Source organism: Enhygromyxa salina (assembly GCF_002994615.1).
Classification (GTDB): Bacteria; Myxococcota_A; Polyangia; order Nannocystales; family Nannocystaceae; genus Plesiocystis; species Plesiocystis salina_A.
Genome location: NZ_PVNK01000169.1, coordinates 45,136 through 56,272, shown reverse-complemented (window position 1 = coordinate 56,272; position 11,137 = coordinate 45,136). Strand labels below are relative to the sequence as shown.

Here is an 11,137-nt window from a genome sequence, read left to right as displayed (position 1 = left end):
GGCCTTTTCGCCGAGGGCTTTGTCGCCAAAACTTGCAGTACGCCCGGTACATCGGCGTTTTGGCTTCGCGCCCTCGGCGAAAATTCCGGCGCGAGGCGACACGATGCATTGCACCCCGGGCTGCTAGCAGCCCTCCTCCGTCGATCGCTGGCGGGGGCGGTCACGGTCACAGAGTATGCTTCGCCTGTGACGACAGCGCGAGACATTCCGGACCGCCGAAGCAGATGACGCAAACGACCACCCGAGTGATCCTGAGCAAGCGCCCCGAGGGGCTCCCCTCCGACGACAACTTCACGATCGAGAAGGCGCCAGTACCCGAGCCCGCCGAGGGCGAGGTCGTCGTCGCGACCAAGTACATCTCGCTCGACCCCGCGATGCGTGGGTGGATGCGCGACGCCCCGTCCTACGTGCCGCCGGTCGGGATCGGCGAGGTCATGCGGGCCGGGGGCGTGGGCGAGGTCATCGCCTCGCGCCACCCAAAATTCTCCGTCGGCGATCACGTCAACGGCCTGCTCGGCGTCCAGACGGTCGCCTGCGTCCCGGGCGACGGCCTCCACGCCGTCGATCCGAGCCTCGCGCCGCTCTCGGCCTACCTCGGGGTCCTCGGCATGCCGGGGATCACGGCCTACTTTGGTCTGCTCGAGGTCGGCGCGCTCGCCGAGGGCGACACCGTGCTGGTCTCGGGCGCGGCCGGAGCGGTCGGATCGATCGTCGGGCAGATCGCCAAGATCAAGGGCGCGCGGGCCGTCGGGATCGCGGGCGGTCCGGACAAGTGTCGGCACCTCGTCGACGAGCTCGGGTTCGACGCCGCGATCGACTACAAAAACGAGGACGTGGCCGCGCGGATCAAGGCGACCTGCCCCGACCGCGTCAACGTGTACTTCGACAACGTCGGCGGCGAGATCCTCAACGCCGCGCTGACCCGGCTCGCGACCGGCGCGCGAGTCGTGATCTGCGGCGCGATCTCGCAGTACAACAACCTCGAGGAGGTCAAGGGCCCGTCGAACTACATGACGCTGCTCGTCCGTCGCGCGCGGATGGAGGGCTTCATCGTGTTCGACTACGCCGAGCGCTACGGCGAGGCCTTCCGCGACATGGGCGGGTGGCTGACCACGGGCAAGCTCCGCTACCGCGAGACGGTGGTCGAGGGCATCGAGCAGTTCACCGACGCCTTCGCCAAGCTGTTCTCCGGCGACAAGCTCGGCAAGCTGGTCTTGAAGGTGAGCGACTGAGGCTCGGCCTCAGCGCCGGACCCCCGCCCCGCGATCTCGCCGACGACGAGTGACTACTGGTTCGAGCACAGGTACTCGGCGCCGTAGCCCTGGCTGCTGACGAAGTCCGAGCCCCACTCTTGCCCGTCTTGCGAGATCGCGTGGATCTCGGGGCAGCTGTTGCTGGCGACCTCGCGCACGATCGAGCCGCTGGCGTAGCCAAGCGCGTTGCACAGCGCGGTGACCATGTCGACGCCGACGCCGTTGTTGGTGCTGTTGGGCGCGTTGCACAGGCCCAGCGGCGCGTTGCAGCAGCCGCCGTAGCTGTCGGGCATGTCGTCGCCGTTTTGGTCGTCGGGGTCGATGGCCGCGCGCAGGGCCGCGCTGGCGTTGGTGCCGAACTGCAAGGTGCCCGCGTTGGGATCGTAGTCGCAGTAGAAGGTGTCGGGCGGGCAGCCGTCGGCCGGGCAGCCGATGTAGTGGAGCGTGCTGTTGGTGTAGCTGCGCAGATCGACGCCGCTGGAGCTCTGGCCCCAGACGCTCATGTCGGTCTGGATGTCGGCACAGCTCGCGCCGTTGGAGATGCAGTCGTTGGTGCAGCCGTCGTCGTCGACGTCGTTGGCGTCGTCGCACTCCTCGTTGCCTGACCACGTGAAGCCGTCGCCGCAAAACGCGGGCTCGCAGCTGGCCGGGCACGCGTCGTTGTCGTCGTCGTTGCCGTCGTCGCAGGTCTCCATGCCCTCCCACAGGTTGCCGTCGCCGCACGCCGCCGGGACGCAAGTGGGCGAGATGCACCCGTCGGTGTTGAGATCGTTGCCGTCGTCGCAGATCTCGACCCCAGCCTGGATGAAGCCGTCGCCGCAAAACGCGAGCTGGCAAGCGGGGCAGTTGTCGGTCGTCACGTCGTTGCCGTCGTCACACTGCTCGCCGTCCTGGAGGATGCCGTCGCCGCACTCGCCGGGCAGGCAGCGCGAGTTGCAGCCGTCGGCGTCGTCGTCGTTGCCGTCGTCACACATCTCGAAGCCCTCGTGGACGAAGCCGTCGCCGCACACGGCGAGGCTGCAACCCTCGACGCAGTCGTCGGTGTTGACCGCGTTGCCGTCGTCGCACTCCTCGAAGCCCTCGTAGACGAAGCCGTCGCCGCACGCGGCGATCTTGCAGTTGGGCGTGCACTGGCCCGACTCGGAGTTCTCGTTGCCGAGGTCACACTCCTCACCGGCCTGGACGACGCCGTCGCCGCAGTCAACGCCGCCCGAGTCGCCGTCGCCATCGCCATCGCCATCGCCCGAGCCGGTCTCGCCGTCGCCGTCGCCGTCGCCGTCGCCGTCACCGGGCAGGGTGGTCGAGAAGGTCGAGAGGCCACCGTCGCCCGCGGGGTCTGGCGTGCAGGCCACCGCCCACGGCAAGCAGAGTGAGACCGTCAGTTCAAGGACACGAGCGCGGCGCATGGTCGACATCTTCGCACGACAGCGGAGCGCGATCGGAGCAGGAGTCCGTGACCTGCACAGGTGTGTTGCGCGATTTCGCGCCATCTTCAGGTGCGGCTGAGCGCGCTGTGCGTCGGCGACGAGCGGAGTGACAGCGACGAGGTCTCCGCGCCGCCGCGGACGATCGTGCACAGATTGCACGGTCATCTAATTGAGATACGGCCGGAGCCACGTGAGGCTCAGGGCCAATGCGCTTCGAACGAATCCTGGTGCCGGTCGACTTCTCGGAGCCCTCCAAGCGGGCGCTCGAGCAGGCCGCGACCCTCGCGGAGCGCATGGGCGCTTCGTTGACCGTGCTCCACGTGTTCGAGCCTGTCGACATGCCCCCCGTCGATCCGGCCTTTCGCCCCCCAGAAGGTGACAGCGACCCGAGCGAGCGAGTCGCCAACTTGCGCGACCAGCTTCGTCAGTGGGTGGAGCCGCTCGGGCTGGCCCCCGAGCGCATCGAGTCACGCGTGGAGATCGGGAGCCCCGTCGATCTCATCACGGACGCCTCTGCCGATCACGATCTGATCGTGATCGCTACCCACGGCCGCGCCGGCCTCCGCCGCCTCCTGCTCGGCTCGGTGACCGAGCGCGTCGTCCGGGGAGCGCGCTGTTCGACCCTGGTCGTGCACGAGCGCGACCAGGAGCGCTAGCAGCCCGGGGTGCAATGCCTCGCGCCGCCTCTTCGCCGAGGGCTTTGTCGCCAAAACTTGCAGTACGCCCGGTACAGCGGCGTTTTGGCTTCGCGCCCTCGGCGAAGAGGCCAAGCGAGGGCTTTGTCGCCAAAAGGATGCGAACAAAGACGGCGCCCAGCGCTTCGGAGCGGGGTCACCCACCGCCGAGAGATGAGCGCATAAAAGGCCACAGGAGCTCCGAGCTCGGGGTATCGCCGTACGAAAAGCACCTTCGAAGCGCAGCCGACCGACGTGGCGAGGGTTCACCAAGAGCCTTTTGCATCCCAGATGGAGAGGCGACGCCCCGAGCTCGGAGCTCCTGAGGCCATGCGCGGAGCCCCAGCGGCCTCGACACAGCCCCATCAACGAGCTGCGGACCTCACGCTATCCTCAAGCTATCCTCAAGCTATCCTCACGTCATGGCCCAAGCGCTACGACTGCTCGAGGAGATCCGCGCCTGCACGGCGTGCGCCGCCGCGTTGCCGCATGACCCCCGCCCCGTCGTCTCCTTTGGCACCACCGCGCGGGTGGCCATCATCGGCCAGGCGCCGGGAGCTCGGGTCCACGCCTCTGGCGTCCCCTGGGCCGATCCGAGCGGGGACACGCTGCGCGCATGGATGGACATCGATCACGCCACCTTCTACGACCCCAACATTGTCGCCATCGTCCCCATGGGGTTTTGCTACCCCGGCGCGGGGAAGTCCGGCGACCTCCCACCTCGCCCCGAGTGCGCGCCACTGTGGCACGAGCAGATCTTCAACCACCTCGATGTTCAACTGACGCTCCTGATCGGCCGCTACGCTCAGGCTCGCTACCTTGGACAGCGCCAGGGCAAGAACCTGACCGAGACGGTCCGTCAGTGGCGGCGCTACGGTACGTCGATTCTGCCCTTGCCCCATCCATCACCCCGCAACCGCCGCTGGTTCGCCCGCAACCTTTGGTTTGCCGACGAGGTGCTGCCCGTGTTGAAGCGACGACTTCGCCGGCTCGCGGTGCGGTAGCGGCTCAGCCGCAGCAGGCGTCCATCCTCATCCCGATCGCCGGCCCCATCCCCGTCGCCGGTCTCACCCGTGGTCGTGGTCGTGCTCGTCTTCGAGCTCCTTCCTGCCTGCAGGAAAACGCGAGGCCGAGTACACTCGCGCGGGCAAACCACCGACCAGACCCGAGCCGACCTGCGCGGTGATCGCTCGTCCGTGGTCGGTGCTAGCATCTGCTCGGCCATCTCAGCCGCGCTCGACCCAGGACGACCACCGAATGTTCGCCAACACGCAGATGATGGGCATGGACACTGGCTTTCCAGATGTCTGCCTGACCCCGAGCCCCGCCGGGCCCGTGCCGATCCCCTATCCGAACATCGCCGCCGGCCCGATGGGCGTGCCCGCGGCCTACACCGTGCTGTTCATGTGCGCCCCCGCGCACAACATGGGCACCTCGATCCCGATGACCAACGGCGACAACGCTGGCGTCGCGACCGGCGTGGCCGCGGGCACGGTCATGGCGCCCTCGCGGCACCTGACCGGGGCGTTCACAACCCTGGTCGGTGGCTTGCCAGCGACTCGCGTGAGCAGCGTCGCGCTGCAAAACTCGACCAACTGCCCGGGCGTGCGCGCCGTCCCCAGCCAGGTCAAAGTCCTGATCTTGTCGCCATGAGTGAAACAGACGATCAACCCGTTCGGCTCCGCTTCTTCTGCGACTCGGACTCCGAGACCCAGTGGGAGGTCTCTGGCCTCCAGCTGTCCGAGCGCTTCAACGAGCCCTATCAGCTCCGCGTCGAGCTCCGCACCCAAGATTCCCTCGCCGAGCCGATCGCGATGCTCGGCGCCTCGGTCACGGTGACCGTCGAGCGTGGCTCGCTCACCCGCGACCTGTGCGGGATCGTCGAGCGCGTCGAGGACGGGATCAACCAGCGCGATCACGTCGTCAGCACCTTGACCGTGGTCCCGGCGATGATCGCCCTCGCGCACCGCAAGACCAGCCGGATCTTCCAGGACATGACGATCCCGGACATCCTCGCGGAGGTCTTCAACGAGGCCCTCGGGCCCTACGAGCGCAGCGTCAACACCGACTTCTTGACCGGCGACTACTCGCCGCAGGAGTACACGGTCCAGTACCGCGAGTCCGACCTGGACTTCGTCGATCGGCTCATGGAGGAGTACGGCATCGTCTACTGCTTCAAGCACGCCGACGACGTCGAGACCCTGACCTTGATCGACGACCCCGCGGCCTACGAAGATCTGATCTCCTACGGCAACGACGACGGCACGCTGCCCGTGGTCCTGCGCGGCGACGGCTCGGGGACGGAAGAGAACATCCACGCCTTTCACCGCGAGTCGAAGCTGCGCCCGAGCGTGGCCCGGACCGCGGTGTTCGACTGGCTCTCGCCCGGCCCCGCGCAGCTGGCCGAGGACGACACGGTCAGCGATCTCGGCTTCGCCAACGGCGCCGAGCTCGGGCCCGAGCGCGAGGACTACGAGCACGAGGAGCCCAGCACCCTCTACGGCTACCGAAGCGAGGGCCTCGACTTCGCCGCGGTCGAGGACCAGGTCCGGCTCCGCCGCGTGGTCCACCAGCGCGACGCGACCCGCTGCGTCGGGATGTCGACGGCGACCGGGCTCAGCCCGGGCATGAAGTTCGAGCTCGTCGACCACCCGCACACCTACCTCGAGGGCCAGTACCTCGTGGTCGCCGTCGAGCACAGCGCGGGCAACTACGCGGCCGCGGCCGGCGGCGAGGCGGAGTCCCAGGACTCCTACAACAACCGCTTCGAGTGCGTGCCGATCGACCTCGAGTGGCGGCCGGCTCGCAAGACCCCGCGCCCGCGGATCCCCGCGATGCAGACCGCGACGGTCGTCGGCCCGTCCGGCGAGGAGATCCACACCGACGAGCACGGCCGGATCAAGGTCCAGTTCCACTGGGACCGCGACGGCGCGTCCGACGAGGCCTCGTCCTGCTTCATCCGCGTGGTCCAGCCCTGGGCGGGCAACGGCTGGGGCTTCGTGTTCTTGCCCCGGATCGGCATGGAGGTCGCGGTGACCTTCGTCGACGGCGACCCCGACCGCCCGGTCGTGACCGGCTGCCTCTACAACGGCGCCAACACGCCGCCCTATCCGCTGCCCGACGACAAGACCAAGAGCACGATCAAGTCGGAGAGCTCGCCGGGCGGCGGCGGCTTCAACGAGCTCCGGCTCGAGGACGCCGCCGGATCCGAAGAGATCTACATCCACGCCCAGAAGGACCTCAACGAGGTCGTCCTCAACGATCACAACACCACCGTCGGCAACAACCAGACCAACAACGTCGACGTCGACCAGACCCAGACCGTCCACGGCAATCAAAGCGAGACCGTCGACGGCGACCAAGAGATGACGGTCGGGGGCAAGCGCACGGTCCACGTCAAGGGCGACTTCGAAGAGACCGTCGACGGGACCGAGACCCGGACCGTGACCGGCGCCGTGACCGAGACCTTCGGGGCGTCCGAGACCCGCGACATCGGGGCCGACATCACCGAGACCGTCGGCGGCGGCGTGACCCGGACGATCACCGGCGACGTGGCCGACACGGTCAGCGGCTCGCTGACCGAGACGATCACCGGCGGGATCACGACCACGACCCCGGGCAACCTCGCGATCACGGCGACCGGCGGCATCAACATGACGACCACGGGCTCGATGCTCGTGACCGCGACCGGCGGGTTCACGGTCCTCGCCCCCGGCGGAACCAAGACCGTCGACGTCGACTTTTGGAAGTTCGGCGGCGGTCAGGGCGACGCCTTCTCGTGGCAGCTCGCCCTCGTCGGGGCCAAGACGGACATCGTCGGGCTCGCGGTTGCGACGACCGGGACCAAGGTCGAGGCCTGCAACATCGCGATCTCGGCCTGCATGGCCGAGATGAGCAACGACGCGATGGCGATCGAGTCAAAGGGCCAAGCCGTCGCGCTGGGCGCGATCGGCATCTGGAGCTTCGGGCTCTCCTCGCTGCTGTGAAAGTCTTCAAGCCAGGCCAACTCGCGATCCTGACCCGCTGCTTCGAGCACGGGCGTCGCTTCTACATGGGCGTCTCGGCGCTCAGCTTCATCCCGCTCGGCCGGACCGACGCGATGCTCCACGAGGTCGCGATGTGGAAGTTCGTCGCCGAGCGGCTCGGGGCCGAGGGCGCCCTCGACGCGATGATCCCAAAGTCGCGCGGCGAGTTCCTCGTCAACGGCAGCGCCTACGCGCCCGGCGGCCAGCCCCAGGCCGCGTTCGCCGTCCGCGCGAGGGTCGGGCCGATCCAAAAGGATCTCGCGGTCTACGGCGACCGCTACTGGACCGGGCGCAGCGCGACGCAGCCGCGGCCCTTCACCGAGATGCCGATCGACTGGGCCCACGCCTTTGGCGGCGAGGGCTACGCCAAGAACCCCCACGGCAAGGGCACCGCCGAGGTCGAGATCGAGGGCGTGCCGATCGTGCCGCTGCCCAACATCGAGGCCCCGGGCGACCCGATCACCTCGCCCCACGACCGCCCGGACCCGGCCGGCTTCGGCCCCCTCGACATCAGCTGGCCCCAGCGCAACGCCCTCGCCGGGACCTACGACCAGCACTGGCTCGAGAACCTGTTCCCGGGCTTCGCCGCCGACGTCAACTGGGAGCTCCACAACATCGCGAGCCCCGACCAGCGGCGCGAGGGCTTTTGGGAGGGCGGCGAGCGCTACCGCTTCGACAACCTGCACCCGAGCAAGGTCGTCGAGGGCGAGCTCCCGCGCTTTCGGGCCCGGGTCTTCGTCAGCCGCTCGCACCAGATCGGCGAGCCGCGTCCGCCCGCGCCCGAGGTCAAGGCCAAGCTCAAGCAGGCGCCCGAGCGCATCGACGAGATCCCGCTCGCGCTCCAGACCCTGTGGTTCTTCCCCGACGCCGAGGTCGCCGTGCTGATCTGGTCGGGCTCGACCCTGATCGCCGAGGAGCAGGGCGAGGACATCCTCCACCTGCTCGTCGCCGCCGAGCACCAGGGCCGGCCGCGCGAGCTCGAGCACTACCGCCAGTGCATGGCCGCGCGCCTCGATCCCGAGCACGGCCCGATCGCCTCACTCCGCGACGAAGAGCTGGTGCCCGAGGATCTCGGCCCGGTCCCCTCGCCGCTCGACGAGGACGAGGAGCTGGCCAAGTTCGAGAACTTCGCCGCCCACAACCTCCACCGTCGGCGGGTCGAGGCGACCGAAGAGGCCCGGGCGATCGTCGCCGGACACGGGCTCGACCCCGACATTCACGGGCCCCTCGCGGTCCCGCCTTTCCCGGATCCGCCCAAGATCCAAGACGCCGCCGCGATGATGGCCAAGGCCCAGGAAGACGCGGCCAAGCTCAAAGAAGATCTCGAGGCCAAGGCCGCCAAGGCCCAGGCCGACATCGACAAGATCATCGACGAGGCCAAGGTCGAGGGCTTCACCAGCGAGACCCTCCACGAGGAGCAGGCGGGGCCCGGCAAGGTCGGTCCGCCGGTCTGGACCGCGGCCTACTTGCTCGGGATGCTGCAGGAGCTCGCAATGCAGTCGCGCGCGGCCGGGACGATCAACGACGAGCTCGAAGAGATGATCGTCAACGAGGAGCTGCTCGCCCGCTGGCGGGAGGCCGAGCGTCAGCAACGCGAGGCCTACCACCTCCAGGCCCACCTCCAGCACCCGGCCCCGGCGATGCCCGCCGAGCTGGTCGAGCCGACCCGCGAGCGGGTCCGCCAGGCGATCGCGGCGGGCGAGGACTTCGCAACCCTCAACCTGACCGGCGCCGACCTCAGCGGCATGGATCTCTCGGGCGCGGACCTCAGCGGGGCCTACCTCGAGAGCGCCAGGCTCGAACACACGAACCTGAGCAAGGCCAAGCTCGACAAGGCCGTGCTCGCCCACGCCTCGCTGCTGGGGACCCGCCTCGACGGCGCCTCGCTGGTCAACGTCAACCTCGGGCGAAGCAAGATCGAGGGGGCCAGCTTCGCCGACGCGGATCTGAGCAGGTCGATCCTGTTCGAGGCCGCGGTCTCGGGCGCGAGCTTCGAGCGGGCCTCGCTCGCGGGCGTGACCTTCAACGGCGCCCGCTTCGAGCAGGTCAACGCCCGCGGCATGAAGGCCGAGACCGCGGTCCTGGCCAAGACGACCTTCACGGCCACGGACTTCGGCGGCGCGGTGCTCGACAAGTGCGTCGTGCTCGAGAACGACCTGCGCGGGTCGAGCTTCGAGGGCGCCTCGCTGGTCGCGGCAACCTTCCTCAGTTCGGATCTGCGCGAGGTCGGGTTTCGCGGCGCCCGGCTCGACAACGCTCGCTTCGTCGAGGCCACCAAGCTCGACAAGGCGGTGTTCACCGAGGCCTCGCTGGTCGCGGCCAACTTGCGCGGCATGTCGCTGCGCGGCGCCGACTTTCGCAAGGCGACCCTCGATCGCGCCGACCTCAGCGAGGCCGACCTCGCCGACGCCAAGCTCTATCAAGTCGTCGCCCGCGAGACCAACTTTGGGGCCGCGGACCTGCGCAACGCCGAGATGATGTCGGGCAATTTCATGGCCGCGAGCTTCGCCCGCGCGGCGATCTACGGCGCCGACCTGCGCGGCGCCAACCTCCACGCGGCCGACATGGCCCGGGTCCGGTCCGACGAGACCGTGCAGCTCGGTGAGGCGCTGCTGACCAAGGTCCGGATCCACCCGCGACACGTCGCCGAAGGCGAGCCGAGCCCATGACCCGCAAGATGAGCGACCCCACCAAGTGGGAGGTGCCGAGCAACGCCGACGAGCTGTCCGCCTTCGTCCACCGCGGGCGCGAGGTCAACGGCTACGACCTGAGCGGCCTCGATCTGCGCGGCGCGAAGCTGTGCGGCGGCGTCTTCAACAAGGCCAAGCTCTCGGGCGCCCAGCTCGACGGCGCCGACCTGCGCGAGGCGAGCTTCATCGGCTGCGCCCTCGACGGCGCCACGCTCGCGGGCGCCAACCTCCACGCCGTCAACCTCGCCAAGTGCGACCTCAGCGGGGCCAACCTCAGCGGCGCCGAGCTGACCCAGACCAAGTTCTACGAGGTCGACGTGAGCGGGGTCGACTTTCGCAACGCCGACGCGCGACTGACCGTGTTCGGCAAGTCCAAGCTCAGCAACGCCCTGTTCAACCAGGCCAAGCTCGAGCGCACGATCTACCTCGAGGTCGAGCTCGACGGCGTCGACTTTCGCGGCTCGAAGCTCGACTCGGTCACGCTGATCAAGTCCGACGTGCGCGAGACCCTGTTCGAGGGCGCGAGCTTTCACCGCGTCATGCTGATCGAGTCGAATCTCAGCGGCATGTCCTTCGTCGGCGCCGCGCTGTCTTACACCCAGTTCACCGACGCCCTGCTCGAGGGCTGTGACTTCAGCGGCGCCGATCTGCGCAATTCCAACTTCAAGGGCGCCAAGCTGGCCGGGGCCGTGCTCGCCCGGGCCAACGCCGCCAACGCGCTCTTCGTCGAGGCCGATCTGCGCGGCGTGGATCTGCGCGAGGCCAAGCTCAGCCAGTCGATCTTCGTCGACGCCGAGCTCGAGGGCTGCAACTTCGCCGGGGCCGGGATGTACCAGTGCGTCCTCCACCGGGCCAAGTGCGCCAAGGCCTCGTTCACCAGCGCCAACTTGATCTACGCCGACTTCTCCGAGGCCGACATCCGCGAGGCCGACTTCACCGCCGCGAAGATGTTTCGCGCCAAGCTCCACAACGTCGTCGACAGCGGCGCCCTGATCCCCAACCGCGCCGTCACCTTGGGCACCGATCCCGAGCTCGCGGCGGCGCAGAACTGGAAGCCGAAATTTTGAC

8 protein-coding genes are annotated in these 11,137 nt (G+C 68.7%); 7 read left to right on the top strand and 1 reads right to left on the bottom strand.

Translation table 11 applies throughout. The features are described from left to right. The first annotated feature begins 224 nt into the window (after positions 1–224). On the top strand, positions 225–1,232 hold the full coding sequence (locus ENSA5_RS19525) for an NADP-dependent oxidoreductase (protein WP_106393192.1): 1,008 nt from the start codon (positions 225–227) through the stop codon (positions 1,230–1,232). A 53-nt stretch (positions 1,233–1,285) separates the two neighbouring features. On the opposite strand, the gene ENSA5_RS19520 is transcribed toward ENSA5_RS19525, so the two are convergent. Further along, on the bottom strand, positions 1,286–2,605 hold the full coding sequence (locus ENSA5_RS19520; protein ID WP_258182930.1) for a DUF4215 domain-containing protein: 1,320 nt from the start codon (positions 2,603–2,605) through the stop codon (positions 1,286–1,288). A 281-nt stretch (positions 2,606–2,886) separates the two neighbouring features. On the opposite strand from ENSA5_RS19520, the gene ENSA5_RS19515 reads away from it, so the two are divergent. The 6 genes from ENSA5_RS19515 (at position 2,887) to ENSA5_RS19490 (ending at position 11,136) form a co-directional block, all read left to right on the top strand. Next, positions 2,887–3,336, top strand: a complete 450-nt coding sequence (locus ENSA5_RS19515; RefSeq protein WP_106393191.1) for a universal stress protein — start codon at positions 2,887–2,889, stop codon at positions 3,334–3,336. A gap of 440 nt (positions 3,337–3,776) precedes the next feature. After that, positions 3,777–4,358, top strand: coding sequence for a uracil-DNA glycosylase family protein (locus ENSA5_RS19510; RefSeq protein ID WP_106393190.1), 582 nt, complete (start codon positions 3,777–3,779; stop codon positions 4,356–4,358). Between the two features lie 253 nt (positions 4,359–4,611). After that, the gene (locus ENSA5_RS19505) at positions 4,612–5,007 is read left to right on the top strand and encodes a DUF4150 domain-containing protein (RefSeq protein WP_106393189.1); all 396 of its coding nucleotides are present in this window, start codon (positions 4,612–4,614) and stop codon (positions 5,005–5,007) included. Beyond that, entirely contained in the window at positions 5,004–7,340 is a 2,337-nt protein-coding gene (locus ENSA5_RS19500) for a type VI secretion system Vgr family protein (protein WP_106393188.1), read from the top strand. The genes ENSA5_RS19505 and ENSA5_RS19500 overlap by 4 nt, the downstream gene beginning before the upstream one ends. After that, positions 7,337–10,048, top strand: coding sequence for a DUF2169 domain-containing protein (locus ENSA5_RS19495; protein WP_106393187.1), 2,712 nt, complete (start codon positions 7,337–7,339; stop codon positions 10,046–10,048). The genes ENSA5_RS19500 and ENSA5_RS19495 overlap by 4 nt, the downstream gene beginning before the upstream one ends. Next, on the top strand, positions 10,045–11,136 hold the full coding sequence (locus tag ENSA5_RS19490) for a pentapeptide repeat-containing protein (RefSeq protein ID WP_106393186.1): 1,092 nt from the start codon (positions 10,045–10,047) through the stop codon (positions 11,134–11,136). The genes ENSA5_RS19495 and ENSA5_RS19490 overlap by 4 nt, the downstream gene beginning before the upstream one ends. Position 11,137 lies beyond the last annotated feature (1 nt).